The organism is Pseudomonas moraviensis subsp. stanleyae (assembly GCF_036283065.1).
GTDB classification, from domain to species: domain Bacteria; phylum Pseudomonadota; class Gammaproteobacteria; order Pseudomonadales; family Pseudomonadaceae; genus Aquipseudomonas; species Aquipseudomonas stanleyae.
In genome coordinates, this window is sequence record NZ_JAADJI010000002.1 from 288099 (window position 1) to 308771 (window position 20673).

Here is a 20673-nt window from a genome sequence, read left to right on the forward strand (position 1 = left end):
CTCAGGTTTTTTCCCTCACCCTAACCCTCTCCCAGAGGGAGAGGGGACTGACCGTGTTGTTTGTTCGGGATACGCCGGCCTGACAGAACGATGTCGAACTCAGGTTTTTTTCCTCACCCTAGCCCTCTCCCAGAGGGAGAGGGGACTGACCGTGTTGTTTGTTCGGGATACGCCGACCTGGCAGAACGATGTCGAACTCAGGTTTTTTCCCTCACCCTAACCCTCTCCCAGAGGGAGAGGGGACTGACCGTGTTGTTTGTTCGGGATACGCCGACCTGACAGAACGATGTCGAACTCAGGTTTTTTCCCTCAGCCTAACCCTCTCCCAGAGGGAGAGGGGACTGACCGTGTTGTTTGTTCGGGATACGCCGACCTGAAAGATCTCAGTCGAACGCAGGATTTGAGCAGCATGGAGATCGGCTCCCTTTCCCCCTCGCCCCCCTTGGGGGGAGAGGGCTGGGGTGAGGGGGGACGTTTTCAGCCGCTCAGCGATTCATCGGCGCGACAAATCGGCTCTTCGCCACGCTGTATACCTGCGGTTCATCACTGTCTTCAATCCTGAAACTCAACGTTTGCGAACTGCTCGCCGGCCGCTCGGTGGTCATCGCCACCGACACCGGCACATCGACAATTTCCCCCGGTGTCAGGCTCAGCGCCGTCCTGCCTTGCAATGCAAACCCATCGCCATCGACCAGACTCAAGCGGTAATCCTGGCGCTGCTGAGTCTTGTTGATCACTTTCAGCGAATAAATATTCTCGATCTGCCCCTGAGCGTTCTCGCGAAACAAGCCGCGATCCTTGGTCACGTCCAGCGACACCATCGGCCGCTCGATCAATGCCAGCGCCAAGGCACCGATCATCAGCAACAGCACCGCCGTGTAGCCAATCAAGCGCGGGCGCAGCAGATGGGTCTTGCCTCCCTGCAATTCGCGCTCGGAACTGTAGCGGATCAGGCCGCGCGGGTAATGCATTTTGTCCATGATCGAATCGCAGGCATCGATGCACGCAGCGCAGCCGATGCATTCCATCTGCAAACCATCGCGGATGTCGATGCCGGTCGGGCAGACCTGCACACACAACTGGCAGTCGATGCAATCGCCCAGGCCCGCTTCGACCGGGCGCACATCGCGCTTGCGCGGGCCACGGTTTTCGCCTCGCGCGGCGTCGTAGGCGATGGTCAGCGTGTCCTTGTCGAACATCACGCTCTGGAACCGCGCATACGGGCACATATGCATGCACACCGCTTCACGCAGCCAACCGGCGTTGATGTAGGTGGCGGCGGCAAAAAACACCACCCAGAACAGGCTGACGCCACCGATCTGCAAGGTCAGCAGTTCCTCGGTCAGCGGGCGGATCGGCGTGAAGTAACCAACGAAAGTCAGGCCGGTCATCACGCTGATCGCCAGCCACAAGGTGTGCTTGGCCGCGCGCCGGGCCAGTTTGTTCAGGCTCCACGGCGCGGCTTGCAGTTTGATCCGCTGGTTGCGCTCGCCCTCGGTGATCTTCTCGCACCACATGAAAATCCATGTCCACGAACTCTGCGGACAGGTGTACCCACACCAGACCCGACCGGCGAACACGGTAATCGCGAACAGACCGAAGGCAGCGATGATCAGCAGCGCCGACAGCAGAATGAAATCCTGCGGCCAGAACGTCGCGCCGAAGATGTGGAATTTGCTTTCCGACAAATCCCATAACACCGCCTGACGGCCGCCCCAGTTCAACCAGACGGTGCCGAAGAACAACACAAACAGAAACCCCGCGCCGCTCATACGCAGATTGCGGAACAGGCCGGTGAAGCTGCGGGTGTGGATCTGCTTGTCGCTGGAGTGGGCGGTTGCCCTCAGCGTACGCGCGGGTACGCTTTTTATAGTGGGCGCTGCTTCTACGGTTTGGACGGGGATTTGCTCGCTCATGGTCGTTCGCTCATCAGCCTCCATCAGGCCGAGGCACTATGAGCGCCGATCTGTTTGCAGAACAGACTCAGGTCGGGCAATAAAAAGCGGACCAGATGAGGTTTGACGCAATGCCTGCGACAACTTGAAGCATCAGGGCGGGCGCGCTGCGAACGCCGTTTAGAGGCGTCCGCACCAGGTGTTGATCGAAGTCAATCAAACCACCGAATCACTGTCATCAGCCTTCAGATGTTTGCGCCCGTCCTTGGCCCCGGCTACGGTCAAGGCGTCGGCTTCCGCTTCGGTGACGTAGGTGCGTTTGCCTTCGATTTCCACGTACGACATGGCTTTTGCGCTATCGGTCATGACTTCCAGGGTGTCGCAGATGCGAATTTCCTCGCCGTGTTCGACGGTGAAAAAACACACTTTCTGCTCGGGGTTGGATTCATCGATTCGAACGGGCATGGCGGCAGTCCTTTTTGTAATGAGGTCTGCACGTTAGGAAGCGCAACGCGCCGATCGTTCTGCGCAACCGATTAATGGTCGCCGTTGTCCATCGATTATCGAACCAATAACAAGGGAAGCACGATGGAAGACTGGTGGGACGAAGTGTGGACTACCCTGCAAGCGGAATTTGCCGACGTCGGCGACGCCTCGCAACTCACGCGAATAACCGTGCGTCTGCTGATGGCGGCGATGCTTGGCGGGATTCTTGGTTTTGAGCGCGAACATAAAGGCAAGGCTGCCGGGGTCCGCACGCATATGCTGGTGGCGTTGGGTGCCGCGTTGTTTGTACTGGTGCCGCAGACCTCGGGCGCGGAATCCGATGCGATGAGCCGGGTATTGCAGGGGGTAATTGCCGGCATCGGTTTTCTCGGCGCGGGCACCATCCTGAAAAATCAGCAGGGTGACGAATCCCATGTCAAAGGCCTGACCACCGCCGCTGGGTTATGGATGACAGCGGCAATCGGCGTGGCAGTGGGGCTGGGCAAAGAAGCAACGGCGGTGCTCAGCACCATTCTGGCATTGGCGATCTTCAGTGTGATGCCGTATGTGGTGAGGGTGTTCGAGAAGGATGTCGACAAGAACGACCACCTCTGATTCCCCGCCGGCTGATGATCGTTCCCACGCTCTGCGTGGGAATGCCTCAACGGACGCTCCGCGTTCGGCTCTGGATGGGACGCAGAGCGTCCCGGGCTGCATTCCCACGCGGAGCGTGGGAACGATCAGGAGGGCAAGCGTCAGACGATCACCGGAGGCATCGTACTCGGCGGTTCTTCCTTGGGCGGCGGCGTGGTGCCGGGCGGTTCTTGCTCCGGAACCGGCGCCGGCTCGGTGTCGGGCAGGGTGGGTTTGTCGATGTTCGGATCGGGCGTTTCCGCCGGGATCGGGATGCTCATCTGGTGACCTCCGTATGGCACATGGCGTGGGACGTGCTTAAGTGAGTTGACCCGGCCACGACAAATTCGATCCGCAGGTTTGTCTTGTTAATTTCATCTGAACTTTTCCCCGCGCCGGTTGCTCGGAACCTAAGTGAGTTCATGACAGGGCCGGCGCTTTGTCGCGAATACTGTTCCGGCACAAGAGCGTCCTTGGGGCGTTAAGGAGAGATGCTCAATGACTGCTGAAAGACCTTCAGAGCTGAGTTACAACCCGCACATGCCGCTGTCGCAGGCGTTGCTGCTGCCACGTATCGTCATCGAAAACACCATGCCGACCCTTGACGGCGGCCAGTTCGCGGTCAAATCGACTGTCGGGCGCGAAGTGGTGGTGACCAGCAAAGTGTTTGCCGACGGCCATGACAAGCTTGCCGTACGCATCCGCTGGCGCGAGGAAGGCCAGGAAACCTGGCAGACCGAGGTCATGTCCGATCAGGGCAACAACACCTGGCAAGGCCAGTTCCGTCCCGAGGAACAGGGCCGCTATCTATATTGCATCGAAGCGTGGATCGACCACTTCGCCAGCTTCCAGTACGAACTGGAGAAGAAGCACAACGCGGCGGTGCCGGTTTCTCTTGAGTTGCAGGAAGGCCGGACCATGGTGCAACAGGCTGCCGAACGCAGCGAAGGTCAGCTCAGCGAACAGCTCGCGGCGCTGCACCATGAATTGTCGGGCCTGCTCGAAACCGAGCAGGTCGCGCTGTTTCTGCACTCGCGCAGTGCAGAGCTGATGGCCCAGGCCGATCACCGCGCCTATCTCAGCGTCAGCGCCGAATTCCCCATGGACGTCGAGCGCGAACTCGCCGAGTTCGCCAGTTGGTATGAGCTGTTTCCGCGCTCGATCACCGACGATCCCAAGCGGCACGGCACGTTCAACGACGTGCACTCGCGCCTGCCGATGATTCAGGACATGGGCTTCGACGTGTTGTATTTCACGCCGATTCACCCGATCGGCCGCGCCCACCGCAAGGGCCGCAACAATTCCCTGACCGCCGGACCGGACGATCCCGGCAGCCCTTACGCGATCGGCAGCGAGGAGGGTGGCCACGAGGCGATTCACTCGCAGCTCGGCACCCGTGAAGACTTCCGTCGCCTGGTGGCTGCGGCCGCCGATCATGGTCTGGAAATCGCCCTCGACTTCGCCATCCAGTGTTCCCAGGATCACCCGTGGCTCAAGGAGCATCCGGGCTGGTTCAACTGGCGCCCGGACGGCACGATCAAATACGCCGAAAACCCGCCGAAGAAATACCAGGACATCGTCAACGTCGACTTCTATGCGCCGGATGCGAATCCGAGCCTGTGGGTCGAGTTGCGCGACATCGTTGTCGGCTGGGTCAAGGAAGGCGTGAAGATTTTCCGCGTCGACAACCCGCACACCAAACCGCTGCCGTTCTGGCAATGGTTGATCGCCGATGTGCGCACCTTGTACCCGGAAGTGATCTTCCTTGCCGAGGCCTTCACCACGCCGGCGATGATGGCGCGGCTGGGCAAGGTCGGGTATTCGCAGAGCTACACCTATTTCACCTGGCGCAACACCAAGGCCGAGCTGGCGGAATATTTCACCGAGTTGAATCAGTCGCCATGGCGCGAGTGCTACCGGCCGAATTTCTTCGTCAATACCCCGGACATCAACCCGGCGTTCCTGCATGAGTCAGGGCGTCCCGGTTTCCTCATCCGCGCAGCCTTGGCAACCATGGGTTCGGGCCTGTGGGGCATGTATTCCGGTTTCGAGCTGTGCGAATCGGCGCCGGTGCCGGGCAAAGAGGAATATCTGGATTCGGAGAAGTATGAAATCCGCGTCCGCGATTTCACCGCCCCGGGCAACATCATTGCCGAAATCGCCCAGCTCAACCGCATCCGCCGGCAGAACCCGGCGCTGCACACGCATCTGGGCCTGAAAATCTACAACGCCTGGAACGACAACATTCTCTACTTCGGCAAGCGCAGCGCCGATGGCAGCAATTTCATTCTGGTCGCGGTCAGCCTCGATCCGCACAACGTGCAGGAAGCGAATTTCGAACTGCCGCTGTGGGAAATGGGCCTGCCGGACGACGCCACCACCCACGGCGAGGACTTGATGAACGGCCATCGCTGGGACTGGCACGGCAAGTACCAGTTTATGCGCATCGACCCGGCTTATCAGCCGTTCGGGATTTGGCGGATCAGCGCTACGTAACACATGGCGCACCTGTGGGAGCGAGCCTGCTCGCGAAAGCAATCGGGCAGACGACATTTTTGCTGAATGTCAGTCCGCATTCGCGAGCAGGCTCACTCCTACAGGTGTTGTGCAGCGCTTCTGAGTCAAGTGATCGGCTCACGGTTTTTCCAGAATTCAACAGGAGTTCCACATGGCGAAGAAACCCAAGGCAGCCGCCTTCATCAAAGACCCGCTCTGGTACAAGGACGCGGTGATCTATCAGGTTCACGTCAAATCGTTTTTCGACTCCAACAATGACGGGATCGGCGACTTTCCCGGGCTTATCGCCAAACTAGATTACATTGCCGACCTCGGCGTCAACACCATCTGGCTGCTGCCGTTCTATCCCTCGCCACGCCGCGACGATGGCTACGACATCGCCGAATACCGTGGTGTGCACAGCGACTACGGGACCATGGCCGATGCCAAGCGCTTTATCGCCGAAGCGCACAAGCGCGGGCTGCGGGTGATCACCGAGCTGGTCATCAACCACACCTCCGACCAGCACCCGTGGTTCCAACGCGCGCGCAAGGCCAAGCCGGGTTCGGCGGCGCGGGATTTCTACGTCTGGTCCGATGACGACCAGAAATACGACGGCACGCGAATCATCTTTCTCGACACCGAGAAGTCCAACTGGACCTGGGATCCGGTCGCCGGTCAGTACTTCTGGCACCGCTTCTACTCGCACCAGCCGGATCTGAATTTCGACAACCCGCAAGTAATGAAAGCCGTGTTGTCGGTGATGCGCTACTGGCTGGACATGGGCATCGACGGCCTGCGTCTCGACGCGATTCCGTACCTGATCGAGCGCGACGGCACCAACAACGAAAACCTGCCCGAGACCCACGACGTCCTCAAGCAGATCCGTGCCGAGATCGACGCCAACTACCCCGATCGCATGCTGCTGGCCGAGGCCAATCAGTGGCCGGAAGACACTCAGCTGTACTTCGGTGACACCGATGCCGCTGGCGTCAACGGCGACGAATGCCATATGGCCTTCCACTTCCCGCTGATGCCGCGCATGTACATGGCGCTGGCTCAGGAAGATCGCTTCCCGATTACCGACATCCTCCGGCAGACCCCGGAAATCCCGGCGAATTGCCAATGGGCGATCTTCCTGCGCAACCACGATGAACTGACCCTGGAAATGGTCACCGACCGCGAGCGCGATTACCTGTGGAACTACTACGCCGCTGACCGTCGCGCGCGGATCAACCTCGGCATTCGCCGTCGTCTCGCACCGTTGATGGAGCGCGACCGTCGCCGGATCGAATTGCTCAACAGCCTGCTGTTGTCGATGCCTGGCACGCCGACTCTGTATTACGGCGACGAAATCGGCATGGGCGACAACATCTACCTCGGCGACCGTGACGGCGTGCGCACACCGATGCAGTGGTCGATCGACCGCAACGGTGGTTTCTCCCGCGCTGATCCGGCCAGTCTGGTGCTGCCGCCGATCATGGATCCGCAGTATGGCTATCAGTCGGTCAACGTCGAAACCCAGTCCGGCGATCCGCATTCGCTGCTGAACTGGACGCGGCGCCTGCTGGCGGTGCGCAAGCAATCGAAAGCCTTCGGCCGTGGCACCTTGAAAATGCTCTCGCCGACCAACCGTCGCGTGTTGGCCTATACCCGCGAATACACCGACGCCGACGGCAAGCACGAAATCATTCTGTGCGTGGCCAACGTCTCGCGCAGTGCGCAAGCGGTTGAACTGGACCTGTCGGCTTACGTCGGCATGGTGCCGGTGGAAATGCTCGGTGGTAACGCGTTCCCGCCGATCGGCCAGTTGAATTTCCTCCTGACCCTGGCGCCGTACGGCTTTTATTGGTTTGCCCTGGCGACGGAAAACCAGATGCCGAGCTGGCATGTCGAGCCGGCGCAGAGCCTGCCGGACTTCACCACGCTGGTGTTGAAAAAACGCATGGAAGAACTGCTCGAAGCGCCATCACGCAACACGCTGGAGCAAAGCATTCTGCCGAGCTGGTTGCAGAACCGGCGCTGGTTCGCCGGCAAGGATGCGGCAATCGAGAAGGTCAATCTGGCTTACGGCGTGCGCTTCGGCGATGCCCAGCATCCGGTGCTGCTCAGCGAGATCGAGGTCACCAGCGGTGGCCAGACCAACCGTTATCAACTGCCGTTCGGCTTCATTGCCGAAGACCACGTCGGCCCGCCGTTGCCGCAGCAATTGGCGCTGTCGCGGGTACGCCGTGTGCGTCAGGTCGGCTTGATCACCGATGCCTTCAGTCTGGAAAGTTTTGTCCGCGCCGTGCTGCAAGGCATGCAGAACAACACCGTACTGGAGTCGATCGAAGGCGAAATCCGCTTCGAACAGACTCCGCATCTGGAAAAACTCGGTCTCGGCGCCGAGTCGGATGTGCGCTACCTGTCCGCCGAGCAATCGAACAGTTCAGTGGTGATCGGCAACAGTCTGGTGCTTAAGCTGATACGCAAAGTCGCTTCTGGCGTACACCCGGAACTGGAGATGAGCGCTTACCTGACCGAGGCCGGGTTTGCCAATATCTCTCCACTGCTGGGTTCGGTGATTCGCCGCGATGCTCAAGGTGAAGACAATCTGCTGATGATCGCGCAGGGCTATCTGAGCAATCAGGGCGACGCATGGGAATGGACGCAGAACAACCTTGAGCGGGCGCTGCGCGATGAACTGGCTGACGCCATGTCCGAGCAGGAGCAGCATTACAACGCCTTGGGCGAGCTGAGGGACTTTGCCGGCATCCTCGGTCAGCGTCTGGGCGAGATGCATCAGGTGCTCGCTGCGCCAACCGACAATGCCGACTTTGCGCCGCAAGTGTCGTCGAGCAAGGACATGGCCGCGACGGCCAAGGATGTCACCGCGCAGGTTGAACATGCCTTGAAACTGCTCAAGCAGCATCAAGGCGAGTTGAACGCCGCGGACCAGAAACTGGTCAAGCGTCTGCTCGACGAGAAGAAAACCATTCTTGCCCATGTGCAGGACCTGGCGAAGAAAGCTACCGGTGGGTTGCGCATTCGAGTGCACGGCGACTTGCACCTGGGCCAGGTGCTGGTGATCAAGGGCGATGCCTATCTGATCGACTTCGAGGGCGAACCGGCGCGGCCGTTGAGCGAGCGTCGCGGCAAACACAGCCCGTACAAGGATGTCAGCGGCGTACTGCGTTCGTTCGATTACGCAGCGGCGATGACGATCAACGTGCACAACGTTGATAACAGCACTGAGGCGGAAACAGCGCGCAAACGTGTCGCCGAGCGTTATCTGCGTGAGGCGCGCGAGGCATTTGTCCAGGCATATCGCGAGGCGGCAGCTAGTCTTGAGCATGCCTGGCAGGATCCTCAAGGCGCCGACGCCGCGCTGGCGTTGTTCGGCCTGGAGAAAGCCGCTTATGAAGTGGCCTACGAAGCGGAAAACCGCCCAACGTGGCTGCCCGTGCCATTGCACGGCTTGTATGGATTATTGACTGGGCTTAAACCCTTTTCCGATCTTGGTGGAGAGTAGTCATGAGTTTCTCGAACAAGGAACAGGGTGTGGTAAAGGAAGCATTGTTACCCTCGGCACGTGACATTGATGCTTTGGTGCGCGCTGAACATCACGACCCGTTTTCCATTCTCGGCCCGCACGGCGATGGTGCCGGTGGCCAGTTCATCCGCGCTTATCTGCCCGGTGCGTTGGGCGTCGCGGTGCTGGACAGGGACAGCGGCGAAGAACTTGGTCCGCTGCAGATGACCGAAACGCCGGGGCTGTTTGTCGGCCATTTCGATCAGGCGCGACCGTACCTGTTGCGCACGCGCTGGGCCGGAGGCGAGCAGGTAGCCGAAGATCCGTACAGTTTCGGCCAGTTGCTCGGCGAGATGGACTTGTATTTGTTTGCCGAGGGCAATCACCGCGACCTCAGTGCCTGCCTCGGTGCGCAGCTGAAAACCGTTGATGGCGTCGACGGTGTGCGCTTTGCCGTGTGGGCGCCGAATGCCCGGCGCGTGTCGGTGGTCGGCGATTTCAACGTCTGGGACGGTCGTCGCCACCCGATGCGCCTGCGCCATCCTTCTGGCGTCTGGGAATTGTTCATCCCACGCCTGCAAGCGGGGGAGTTGTACAAGTACGAAATCCTCGGCGCCCACGGGATTTTGCCGCTCAAGGCTGACCCGATGGCGCTCGCTACCAGCCTGCCACCGGATACTGCTTCGAAAGTCGCCTCGCCGCTGCAGATCGACTGGCAGGATCACGACTGGATGAATTCCCGTCAGGATCGTCAGCAGCGCTCCAAGCCTCTGTCGATCTATGAGCTGCACGCCGGTTCCTGGCAGTGCGAACTGGATGATCTTGGCGAAGTTGCGCGCCAGTACACCTGGCCGGAACTGGCTGAGCGGCTGATTCCGTATGTGAAAGAGCTGGGTTTCACCCACATCGAACTGATGCCGATCATGGAGCACCCGTTCGGCGGTTCCTGGGGTTATCAATTGCTCTCCCAGTTTGCGCCGAGCGCACGTTATGGCACGCCGGATCAGTTCGCAGCATTCGTCAACGCCTGCCACCAGGCCGACATCGGCGTAATTCTCGACTGGGTGCCGGCGCATTTCCCCACCGACACCCACGGTCTGGCGCAGTTCGATGGCACCGCGCTATATGAATACGGCAACCCGCTGGAGGGTTTCCATCAGGATTGGGACACGCTGATCTACAACCTCGGCCGCACCGAAGTGCACGGCTACATGCTGGCCTCGGCGCTGCATTGGCTGAAACACTTCCATATCGATGGCCTGCGTGTCGATGCGGTGGCTTCGATGTTGTATCGCGACTATTCGCGCAAGGCTGGCGAATGGGTGCCGAACCGTCACGGTGGTCGCGAGAACCTGGAGGCCATCGACTTCCTGCGGCATTTGAACGACGTGGTTGAGCTGGAAGCGCCGGGGGCGCTGGTGATTGCCGAGGAATCCACTGCATGGCCGGGCGTCAGTCAGAGCACCCAGCAGGGCGGCTTGGGCTTTTCCTACAAGTGGAACATGGGCTGGATGCACGATTCGCTGCACTACATCCAGCAGGATCCGGTGTACCGCGCCCATCACCATAACGAGTTGAGTTTCGGTCTGGTCTACGCCTGGTCGGAACGTTTCATCCTGCCGATTTCCCACGACGAAGTGGTGCATGGCAAGCACTCGTTGATCGACAAGATGCCCGGTGATCGCTGGCAGAAATTTGCCAACCTGCGCGCCTATCTGAGCTTCATGTGGACGCACCCGGGCAAGAAGCTGTTGTTCATGGGTTGTGAGTTTGGCCAATGGCGCGAGTGGAACCACGATCAGCAGCTGGACTGGTACCTGCTGCAGTACTCCGAGCACAAAGGCGTGCAGAAACTGGTTGGCGATCTCAACCGGCTGTATCGCGAAGAGCCGGCGCTGCACGACCAGGACGACGCGCCGCAAGGCTTTCAGTGGTTGATTGGTGACGATGCGATCAACAGCGTTTACGCGTGGTTGCGCTGGAGCAAGGACGGTTCGCCAGTGTTGGTGGTTGCCAACTTCACCCCGGTACCGCGTCAGTCGTATCGCGTGGGAGTGCCGTTTGCCGGGCGGTGGACTGAACTGTTCAACAGTGACGCCGACATTTATGCCGGTTCCAACTATGGCAATGGCGGCGGCGCGTTGACCGAGGAAGTGCCGAGCCATGGTCAATCGTTGTCGCTGGAGCTGAACCTGCCTCCGCTGGCGGTGCTGATCCTCAAGCCGCAGGGCTAGCACCTGTGGGAGCGAGCCTGCTCGCGAAGGCGCCATGTCAGTCAACGATGATGTTGAAGGTGGCACCGCTTTCGCGAGCAGGCTCGCTCCTACAAGGGAATGCATCCCGAATTGTTGGAGTGAGCCTGCGCGCGATGACCTCATTACGACCAACCAATGTTCCCCCGGATGTACCCCGAACCACCTGTGGGAGCGAGCCTGCTCGCGAAAGCGGTGGGTCAGCTACCCCCTCTGCTGGATGTGTCGGCCCTTTCGCGAGCAGGCTCGCTCCCACAGGGTTTTTCAGTGATCAGCAGATCACCAGCGCATCCGCACTCCGAGGCTGCCGATGATTCCGTTCAGGTCATTGTCATCCACGTCGCTGCTGTAATCGGCGCTCATGTACAGGCTTACCGCTGGTGTGACCCGCGCCACCAGTCCCAAGCCCAATTCCACTGTTGAAGACTTGCGGCTGCTGCTGATCTTGTCGACCTGATCCAGTGTCACCGTGCTGCCGGTGTACACCGTGTGCCAAAGGTTGGTGCGCACATAGGGCTCGACTGGCAACCCGTTCAAGTCATAACTGCCTTTCAACCGCGCACCGACGCGGCCACTCCATGCGGTCAGGTCGGTCGAGGAAGCGTTGCCGGAGCCGACATACGGCGCGTCGAGGCTGATGCGCTGGTTGATCAATTGCGCCTGCGGTTCGACCACCCAATTCTCACTCAAGCCGATCGGATAGCCGCCCTCGACCGAGAACGTCATCGAACTGCCTTCAGTGGCCTGGCGATTACCTTGCGCGGTACGGCTGAATCCGCTGACCCGACCGCCACTTGCCGATAGGTCAACATGCCAGCCCTGCGCGCCCACCAGGCTGTAATAGGCACCAAGGCTCTGACCTTGCAGATTGAGGCTGTCAGTGTTCGGATCGGCGAGCGTGCGCCGAGTCGGAGCTCCACCAGCATTCATGTGAATCTGATTGTCACCGCCGATCAGGCCCAGGGTCTGGGTCGCGCCATTGGCGCTTTTCAACGTGACCACCGCGGGGCCTTTGAACTCGCCGCCGGGCAGCGCGTAAGCGGAGGACAACGCATCGGTCTGTGCGCGTCGGGCGCTTCGACCGTAGAGTTCGTCCCAGGCCGATGGCGCGAGATCCTCGGTGATCAGTCGCGAGCTCTGCTGACTCAACGGCAGCGGCCCAGGCGTGATCACGGTCGCCGGCAAAGTCATCACCGGCACTTCGGCGCGATACCACGTGGTCTCATCCGCCGCAGATGCCGCATGCGCCTCCATGGACGAGCACAGCAACAGCGAACCTGACACTGTGCAAAGGGTGATTTTCAATTCGTGTGGGGTCAGTGAAGTTTTCATGGGGGTCTACCTTGCAAGCGCATGCGTCATCTCGAATTTGGCGTCTCTCCTACCCCGAATGAGGGGCGACCGAATAGAGCGGGGCGAACCGCGGCTGCTCGATTTCGCGAGTGCCGGAAGGTCAGCCCCAGTAAGTGATTCCGGGGGTAGTAAGGTAGAGATAAGAAGAGCGACGCCTGCGCGTCAAGAAAATGCACGATGAATGGCGGCTTTAAATCAGCCTGCGCAAGCGTTTGTTTTCCTGCACATAACTAAGTGGTTGTTTGCATGGAAGAACGCTTGCGAAGGGCTCGGCTGACGGTTTTCTGCCGCCGACGAAAGGTCATGTCGAGCCTGTTTGACAGGCAAGGGGTGTCATTAAATTGCTGTCAAATATGCGTCTACAGATGCACTTCAACGGCTAATGGAAGGTGATCGGAAAGATGTGTCCACGGCTTGTTGCCGAGAATTCTTGGATCGTGGCTGCTGGCATTGCGCAGGTAGATCCGGTCCAGGCGCAATAAAGGAAAACGCGCCGGATAGGTCTTCGCCGGGCGGCCATGATGCCGCTCAAAGGCTTCGTGCAGATAATCGCGACGGGCGAGGGCAGCGTTGCCCTGCAACTGCCAGTCATTGAAATCGCCGGCAATGATCACCGGCGCATCATCGGGCAGTGACTCGAGCAACTGGCAGAGCAACTGCAACTGCAGCTGCCGATGGCTTTCCAGCAGACTCAAATGCACGCAGATCGCATGCACCTCGGCATGCCCGGGCACATCGAGGATGCAGTGCAACAGCCCGCGCCGTTCCGGGCCGGTGATCGACACATCGAGATTGCGGTATTCGCGGATCGGGTATTTCGACAGCAGTGCGTTGCCGTGATGGCCGTCGGGGTAAACGGCGTTGCGCCCGTAGGCAAAATCGCTCCACATGCTGTCGGCGAGGAATTCGTATTGCGAGGTCTGCGGCCAGTCGTTGTAGCGACTCGAATGGCGTTCGTGTTCGCCCACCACTTCCTGGAGAAACACCAGATCAGCCGAGGTACTGCGCATCGCTTCACGCAGCTCCGGAAGAACGAACCGCCTATTCAGCGCAGTGAAGCCTTTGTGGGTGTTGACCGTGAGTACCCGCAGGCGATGAATGACTGGCGCGTCGACCGCTTGACGCTTGGGATCGCTGGACACGTTCACTCCTCTGAATTGGGCCATGCCTGTTCATGCGACTGGTTAGAGGGGGTGGCAGTTCCTTCCGATGATTCACTGCTGGCCAATGTGGGAGCGAGCCTGCTCGCGAAGACTTCATCACATTCAATACATCTGACACATGACACACCGCTTTCGCGAGCAGGCTCGCTCCCACAGGTATTGCGAGCTTCCGCCGTTCAGACGAACACGATCTCATACGGCAAGCGCATCCGCTCCAGCAGCACCGGCGGCAGCAGCGGGGCGATGCCGATGGCGGGTTCGCCCTTGAGCTGGCTGGCATAGGCGTGGGTGGCGTGGCTCTTGCGCGCCACCGTCCAGGTGTCGAGACGCAGCTTGCGCGCGCGTTCCCACGGAATCATGCGCTGCTCGCGCTCCGGCCAGTGCCAGGCCCACACCGGCACATCGTGGAAGGTCGCCCCGGCCTTTTGCGCGGCGTCGAAACTGGCCCGGCCCACCACTTCATGGTCCGGCGGGCCATCCTTGCGCCAAGTGCTGAACACCACATCGCCCGGGCGCAAGTAACGACCGATGAATTCAGTCAGTTGGCTTTGCTGATCGCTCAGGGCGTTGTCGGTAAAGCCACCGCGCACCCACTTCAGGCTGTGCATCGGCAGGCCGAGGCGGCGCAGGGCTTCGACGCTTTCCTGCGGACGGAATACGCTCAGGCGTTGCTCCGACCACTGGCGCGAGCCGGGGTGGCTGGCGCTGCCGTCGGTAATCGAGAGCAGTTGCAGTGGATGGCCAAGGCTGGAAAGCAATTGCAGCAGACCGCCGCAGGTGACCACTTCATCGCCCGGATGCGGGGCGATGACCACGGCGCGGGCGCCGGCGGGAACCAGACTGTGGGTATTGATGACGGGAATATTGTCGAGTTGCGGCGCGCTGTTCCAGATTTGTGCTGGCAGGCCGTGTTCGTTGAGCAATGACGGTTTCATGAGTGCGACGTCCTTGTGGTGTCTCGCCCTCAGTCGTGAGCAGCCAATGCTGGTCGCGGCCCGTGAAGGCAAATGAATAGCAACGGTGCAGTGCTCCAACCCTTGGATTACTGCGAGGCAGAGTATTGCTCATGACAGCGGATTCGTCGCGTCACAGATCAATCTGATACGTATTTTTTTATTCCAGCTGTGCCAGATTGCGCAGAAAATCACCGAATCCACCCTTGGCCCGGCTGTCGAGACGGGCGCTGGTGTGCACCTGCGGACGGTGACTCCAGGCGATATTGGCGCCGCTGCGTTCCAGCGCACGCACCAATTGCACGTCCTCGTCGCAGGTCAGCGGTTTGAAGCCGCCGGCCAGGCGATAGGCCTCGGCACTGACGCCGAGGTTGGCGCCATGAATGTGCCGGTGGCCATCGCGGGCCTGGTAGTGGCGGTGATAGCGAATCTGCGCTGCTTCATCGATCGATTCGTGCCAATGCTCGACGGTGACCGTGCCGCACACCGCGTCAGCCTCCAGCCCCAGCTGTGCCGCCAGCCAGTCATCGGCGACGCGGCTGTCGGCATCGGTGCAGGCGATCCAGCGGGCACCGCGCTCGAGCAGCAGGCGCGCACCGGCGGCGCGGGCTTCGCCAACATTGCGTGCATCGATCTGCAGGCTCAGCACCGGATAAGCACTGACGATCTGCGCCGAGCCGTCGCTGCAACTGTCGAGCACCACGAGAATTTCCACCGCCTCGCCGGCCAGTTGCCCATGCTGGCTGGCACGCAGCGCGGCGCGCAGGCATTCATCAAGCAGCGCCTCTTCGTTGTGCGCCGGAATCACAATACCGATCAACGCAAGCCCTCCAGGGCCGCCACCGAGCGTGGCTCGCGGCTCCACAGTTCAAGAATGAAATCCGCTTCCTGATGCAGCACCAGGCGCGGCAAGCCCAATTGATCGTGAATCAGATCGTGGACCTGACGTGCATTCAGCGGGCAGCCCTCGATTGGCGGGCGCCAGTGGCAGGCCAGCAATTGGCCGTCGGCTGTCAGCGATTCGCTGATGCGGCGGATCACTTCTGTCAGATCATTGCCATCGAGGTAGTAGCCAATTTCGCTAAATACAATCAGGTCGAATTTTTCCTCCGGCCAGTCAGCCGGAAGGCGGCCCTGGCGGACTTCGGCATGCTCGAAAATGCTCAAGCGAGTGCGCGCCAGCTGCACTGCCGCGCTCGCCGTGTCGCAGCACAGCAGGCGGTCGCAACGCGGTGCCAGTTCCGCACTCAGTTCGCCATTGGCGCAACCCGGCTCGAACACTGCCCGGTAGCGCGGACGCGGCAGGGCAGCGAGGGTGATCGCGCGTTTGCGCTGCTCGTACCAGCGCTGGCGGAACGCCCACGGGTCGTCATTGCCAGCGAAAAGGCCATCGAAATAGCGGTCATCGACACTCAAAGAAACACCACTTCAAAGGGTTGCAACAGACGATCGAGCACATAGGGCGCGAGCACTGGCCCGAGGCCAACGTCGCGGTCGCCTTCCAACTGACTGGCGAACGCGTGCGCCGCGTGGCGTTTGCGCGCGATGTGCGTGGGCGAAAGGAGAATCTTGCGCGCCCGCTCCCATGGCACCGAGGCGTCTTCCGGGGTTGCCCAGTGCCAGGTCCACACCGGCAGTTCATGGCAGGTCGCACCAACGCGTCGCGCTGCTTCGACACTGGCGCGGCCGACTGCCTCGTGATCGCTGTGGCCATCTTCGCGCCAGGTGGTGAAGACCACGTCACTGGCGTGCAGATAACCGGCGATGAATTCACTCAACCCGGTTTCCTGAGCCGCCACCTGGGTATCGGTAAAGCCGCCGCGCAGCCATTTCAGACTGTGCATTGGCAACCCGAGGCGACGCAGCGCCTCAGCCGATTCCTGCGGACGCACCACGCTCAAGCGTTCGACCGGCCAGCGTTGCGAGCCGGGGTGACTGGCACTGCCATCGGTGACCGAGATCAACTGCAACGGGCGTCCGGCTGCCGCCAGCAACTGCATGATGCCGCCGCAGCCGAGCACTTCGTCATCCGGATGCGGCGCGACGATCACCGCTCGCGAGCCCAGCGGTACCAGGTCAAGAATGTCGATGGCGGGCAGCTCGGCGAGACGCTGCGAACCCTGCCATTGCTGCAGCGAAGTGCCTTGGCCGACGATCGGGTTTTCCTTCATAGCGCCCAGACCTCGCAGGACCGCCCGGCAATCTGCTGGCCCAGTGCAGCAAGGTCGCGTTCGGCGTGACTCTGGCGCAGAAATACCGGCAAGTCGGCACTGAGTCGGGCGAAATGCCGATCCTGACAAAACGGCCCGGCACCCAGCGCACGCCCGACTTCGCGCATGACCTGTTCGGCAGACTGTTCGACCACCGCGCGGGCGCGACGGGCCAGCAGTTCAGCGTCGGCTTCGGGCTGCGCATCGATTTGCAGCGCGCTGAAGCGCAGCACATCGGCAGCCGCTTGCAGTGCCGTGTCAGTCGCGCCGAGGTGGGCGAGGGCGTGGGGTTCATCGCGTTGCGCGCAGTGCTGGCGCAGCGCTTCGGCAATCCGCCGTGACGCGCCATACCAGCACGCCGCGATACCGATGCCGCCTTGCCAGAAACCCGGGCGTTGCAGGTAATCGCCGGGATTGCCGATGGCCTGCGCTTCGGCGTTGTCGAACAGCACTTCGACGCTGCCCGTGGCGGCCATGCCCACTGCTTGCCAGCCTTGGTCGGTGATGGTCACGCCGGGTTGATCAAGTGCCACCGCCACCAATTGCTGCTGTTCATCAGCGTCCCACGCGGTAAGCAGGGCATGACTGAGCACAGCGGCGCCGGAACACCAGGCTTTGCGCCCGTTCAGCGCGACCATATGCCCGGCCGGAGTGATTTTTACCCGCGCCTGCGGCGGTTCGGCAGCCCACATTCCCCACGTACTGCCCGGGGTTGGCGTACCGCCCAATTGTTCGATGATCGCCAGTGCGTCGGTGTGACCTTCGTAGAGTTTGCACAACCCCAGGTCGTGTCCGCCCACTTCCGAAAGACGCTGAAAACGCTCCAGGGTGTGACCGCTGCCGGGCAACGGCAAGCGGTCGAGGCCGGCCTCGACCATCGCCCGCAGGCAACGGCCGAGGGCGTTGGTGTCGGCGTAATCTGGCGGACGGCGGGCCAGATAGTGTTGAAAGTCCATATCAATCTTCTTCGTCACGTTGCAGTTCGAACAACAGCAACGAGCGCCCGGTCACCGAATATTCATGGCCGAAGTCGAAGCGTTCCTGGCCGCGAATCGACGGTTGATTGGTGTCGATCATGCAGGTCCAGAAGCCACCATCCGGCACTTCCGGCAGGGTGAAGTTGACGATGTCGTGGTGCGCGTTGACTACCAGCAGAAGAGTCGCATCGGCACCCTTGCGGCGAATCCCGGTTTCCTGTGCGCGACCGTCGAGGAGCATGCCGAGGCAGCGGTTGTGCGCGTCGTGCCAGTGCTCGGTGGTCATCTCGGTGGCGTCCGGTGCCAGCCAGGTGACGTCCTTGACGCCGATGTCTTCGTTGTATTCGCCGACGAGGAAGCGTCCGCGACGCAGGATCGGATAAGTCAGGCGCAGCTTGATCAGACGCTTGACGAACTTGAGCAGGGCCTTGCCGTCCTCGCTCAGGTCCCAGTTGACCCAACCGATTTCGCTGTCCTGACAGTAGGCGTTGTTGTTGCCGTCCTGGGTGCGGGCGAACTCGTCACCGGCAACGATCATCGGCGTGCCTTGGGCCAGCAGCAGGGTGGCGAAGAAGTTGCGCATCTGCCGGTGGCGCAGCGCATTGATTTCCGGGTCGTCAGTCGGGCCTTCAACGCCGTGGTTCCACGAAAGGTTGTTGTTGCTGCCGTCCTGATTGTTCTCGTCGTTGGCTTCGTTGTGCTTGTCGTTGTACGAGACCAGATCGTTGAGGGTGAAACCGTCGTGGGCGGTGATGAAGTTCACCGACGAATACGGCCGGCGCCCACGCTGGTTGAACATCTCACCGGAAGCGGTCATGCGGCTGGCGAAATCGGCAAGTTGGGCGTCGTCGCCTTTCCAGAATGCACGTACGGTGTCGCGGAACTTGTCGTTCCATTCGACCCAACCCGGCGGAAAGTTGCCGACCTGATAGCCGCCGGGGCCGCAGTCCCAGGGTTCCGCAATCATCTTCACCTGACGCAGCACCGGGTCCTGACGGCAGGCGACGAGGAAGCTGTGGCGCTCGTCGAAACCATCGTGGTAACGGCCAAGAATGGTGGCCAGGTCGAAGCGGAAACCGTCGACGTGCATTTCACTGGCCCAGTAACGCAAGGAGTCGGTGACCATTTGCAGGACGCACGGGTGACTCAGGTCCAGGGTGTTACCAGTGCCGGAGTCGTTGATGTAGTAACGCTTGTCGTCAGGCATCAAGCGGTAGTACGAGGCGTTGTCGATACCGCGCATCGACAGGGTCGGCCCTTGCTCATTGCCCTCGGCAGTGTGGTTGTAGACCACGTCGAGAATCACTTCGAGGTTGGCATCGTGCAGGTGCGCGACCATTTCCTTGAATTCGGCGATCTTGCCGCTGGCCAGATAACGCGGATCCGGGGCGAAGAAGGCAATGCTGTTGTAGCCCCAATAGTTGGTCATGCCTTTTTGCAGCAGATGCTGATCATTGACGAAGGCATGAATCGGCAGCAGTTCGACAGAAGAGACGCCGAGCTTGCGGATGTGTTCGAGCACGTCGTCGACCATCAGACCGCCGAAGGTGCCACGCAGGTTTTCCGGCACCGACGGGTGACGCATGCTGATGCCGCGCACATGGGTTTCGTAAATGATGGTCTTATCCCACGGCACGCTGACGCGATGGTCGTTGCCCCAGGTGTGCGCCGGGTCGATGACCTTGCACTTGGGCACGAATGGCGCGCTGTCGCGTTCGTCGAAACTGAGGTCGGCATCGGGGTGGCCGATGGTGTAGCCGAACAGCGCTTCCGACCATTTCAGCTCGCCCACCAGTTGTTTGGCGTACGGGTCGATCAGCAGTTTGTTGTGGTTGAAGCGGTGACCATTGGCCGGGTCATAAGGACCGTAGACGCGGTAGCCGTAAATCAGCCCCGGGTGCGCATCGGGCAGGTAGCCGTGGTAGATCTCATCGGTGTATTCCGGCAGCTCGATGCGCTCGAGTTCGACTTCACCGGCATCGTCGAAAATGCACAGCTCAACCTTGGTGGCGTTGGCGGAAAACAGAGCAAAGTTCACCCCCAGACCATCCCAGGTCGCACCGAGCGGGAAGGGCAGGCCTTCACGGATTCTCGACGGCTCGGCGTGCGCAACGGGTTCGGCTTTCTTTGGACGGGTCATGATTGCTCCTGCAAAAAACGGGACAGTTCGAATTACGTCAATCCCTGTGGGAGCGAGCCTGCTCGCGAAAGCGTCGGTACATTCGACATCTTCACCAACTGAACCAGCGCTTTTGCGAGCAGGCTCGCTCCCACAGGGTTATGTGTTTTTCCCCAGAGGGGCTTTTTTCGGGGCGCAAAGACCCCTTATGGCGAGCAAGCTCGCCACACAGTTGTTCAGTTCAATAATCGGGTCTAGGTCAGTTCGCCGGAGGCTTCTTCGTTGCTCGCGGCTTCTTCTCGGCAGCCTTTTCCCCAGGCGGGACTACTTTGGGCGTCGCCGCTGGCTTGGCCTTCGCTGCCGGTTTGGCTTTGGCAGCGGCCGGTGTTTTGCCGTCAAGTGCTTTGGCCTCGGTGTTCTTCGCCGCTGGGGTCTTGCCGGCAACCTTGCTGCCCGTCGCCTTCGGTGGCTTCTTCGGTGCCAGCGCTTCGGCCTCGGCGAGTTTGCGCGCCATCTCCCAATGACGTTCTTCCTGGCCTTCAGGCTTACCTTCCGACTCCCAGATCTGATAGGCGAATTCGCGAATGCGTTTATCGTCGGTGCTCATCGCAATGCTCCTGAA

Annotated in this window: 16 protein-coding genes; 4 read left to right on the top strand and 12 right to left on the bottom strand. The window is 60.7% G+C overall.

What is annotated here, in order from left to right; all coding sequences use genetic code 11:
* Positions 1–485: 485 nt before the first annotated feature.
* Both ccoG and GXB78_RS03790 read right to left on the bottom strand, forming a co-directional pair.
* Positions 486–1916, bottom strand: a complete 1431-nt coding sequence (ccoG, locus tag GXB78_RS03785; RefSeq protein WP_329514359.1) for a cytochrome c oxidase accessory protein CcoG — start codon at positions 1914–1916, stop codon at positions 486–488.
* A gap of 195 nt (positions 1917–2111) precedes the next feature.
* A complete protein-coding gene (locus GXB78_RS03790; RefSeq protein WP_329514360.1) occupies positions 2112–2360 on the bottom strand; it encodes a DUF3203 family protein in 249 nt (82 codons plus the stop codon).
* Positions 2361–2483: 123 nt separating this feature from the next.
* Between GXB78_RS03790 and GXB78_RS03795 the strand changes: the two genes are divergently transcribed.
* Positions 2484–2996: an MgtC/SapB family protein gene (locus tag GXB78_RS03795; protein ID WP_329514361.1), complete on the top strand. Its 513-nt coding sequence runs from the start codon at positions 2484–2486 to the stop codon at positions 2994–2996.
* Between the two features lie 140 nt (positions 2997–3136).
* Here GXB78_RS03795 and GXB78_RS03800 read toward each other — a convergent pair whose 3' ends face one another.
* The gene (locus tag GXB78_RS03800) at positions 3137–3295 is read right to left on the bottom strand and encodes a hypothetical protein (RefSeq protein ID WP_329514362.1); all 159 of its coding nucleotides are present in this window, start codon (positions 3293–3295) and stop codon (positions 3137–3139) included.
* 217 nt (positions 3296–3512) lie between these two features.
* Between GXB78_RS03800 and GXB78_RS03805 the strand changes: the two genes are divergently transcribed.
* The 3 genes from GXB78_RS03805 to glgB all read left to right on the top strand — a co-directional run bounded on the left by GXB78_RS03805 (position 3513) and on the right by glgB (position 11258).
* Positions 3513–5510: an alpha-1,4-glucan--maltose-1-phosphate maltosyltransferase gene (locus GXB78_RS03805; RefSeq protein WP_329514363.1), complete on the top strand. Its 1998-nt coding sequence runs from the start codon at positions 3513–3515 to the stop codon at positions 5508–5510.
* A gap of 172 nt (positions 5511–5682) precedes the next feature.
* Positions 5683–9024, top strand: a complete 3342-nt coding sequence (gene treS / locus GXB78_RS03810) for a maltose alpha-D-glucosyltransferase (protein ID WP_329514364.1) — start codon at positions 5683–5685, stop codon at positions 9022–9024.
* Between the two features lie 2 nt (positions 9025–9026).
* The gene (glgB, locus tag GXB78_RS03815; RefSeq protein ID WP_329514365.1) at positions 9027–11258 is read left to right on the top strand and encodes a 1,4-alpha-glucan branching protein GlgB; all 2232 of its coding nucleotides are present in this window, start codon (positions 9027–9029) and stop codon (positions 11256–11258) included.
* 297 nt (positions 11259–11555) lie between these two features.
* On the opposite strand, the gene GXB78_RS03820 is transcribed toward glgB, so the two are convergent.
* From GXB78_RS03820 to GXB78_RS03860, 9 genes are all read right to left on the bottom strand, one after another.
* Positions 11556–12608, bottom strand: coding sequence for an autotransporter outer membrane beta-barrel domain-containing protein (locus GXB78_RS03820; RefSeq protein ID WP_329514366.1), 1053 nt, complete (start codon positions 12606–12608; stop codon positions 11556–11558).
* Between the two features lie 380 nt (positions 12609–12988).
* Positions 12989–13771: an endonuclease/exonuclease/phosphatase family protein gene (locus GXB78_RS03825; protein WP_016774637.1), complete on the bottom strand. Its 783-nt coding sequence runs from the start codon at positions 13769–13771 to the stop codon at positions 12989–12991.
* A gap of 197 nt (positions 13772–13968) precedes the next feature.
* Positions 13969–14727: a PIG-L deacetylase family protein gene (locus tag GXB78_RS03830; RefSeq protein ID WP_329514367.1), complete on the bottom strand. Its 759-nt coding sequence runs from the start codon at positions 14725–14727 to the stop codon at positions 13969–13971.
* A 178-nt stretch (positions 14728–14905) separates the two neighbouring features.
* Positions 14906–15565 carry a glycosyltransferase gene (locus tag GXB78_RS03835; RefSeq protein ID WP_329514368.1) on the bottom strand — a complete coding sequence of 220 codons (660 nt, stop codon included), beginning with the start codon at positions 15563–15565 and terminating at the stop codon, positions 14906–14908.
* On the bottom strand, positions 15562–16161 hold the full coding sequence (locus GXB78_RS03840; protein ID WP_329514369.1) for an SAM-dependent methyltransferase: 600 nt from the start codon (positions 16159–16161) through the stop codon (positions 15562–15564). The genes GXB78_RS03835 and GXB78_RS03840 overlap by 4 nt, the downstream gene beginning before the upstream one ends.
* Positions 16158–16916, bottom strand: a complete 759-nt coding sequence (locus GXB78_RS03845; RefSeq protein ID WP_329514370.1) for a PIG-L deacetylase family protein — start codon at positions 16914–16916, stop codon at positions 16158–16160. The genes GXB78_RS03840 and GXB78_RS03845 overlap by 4 nt, the downstream gene beginning before the upstream one ends.
* Positions 16913–17911, bottom strand: a complete 999-nt coding sequence (locus GXB78_RS03850; RefSeq protein WP_329514371.1) for an acyl-CoA dehydrogenase — start codon at positions 17909–17911, stop codon at positions 16913–16915. The genes GXB78_RS03845 and GXB78_RS03850 overlap by 4 nt, the downstream gene beginning before the upstream one ends.
* A 1-nt stretch (position 17912) precedes the next feature.
* Positions 17913–20072, bottom strand: a complete 2160-nt coding sequence (gene glgX / locus GXB78_RS03855) for a glycogen debranching protein GlgX (RefSeq protein WP_042609869.1) — start codon at positions 20070–20072, stop codon at positions 17913–17915.
* Positions 20073–20310: 238 nt separating this feature from the next.
* On the bottom strand, positions 20311–20658 hold the full coding sequence (locus GXB78_RS03860) for a DUF2934 domain-containing protein (protein WP_329514372.1): 348 nt from the start codon (positions 20656–20658) through the stop codon (positions 20311–20313).
* Positions 20659–20673: the final 15 nt, after the last annotated feature.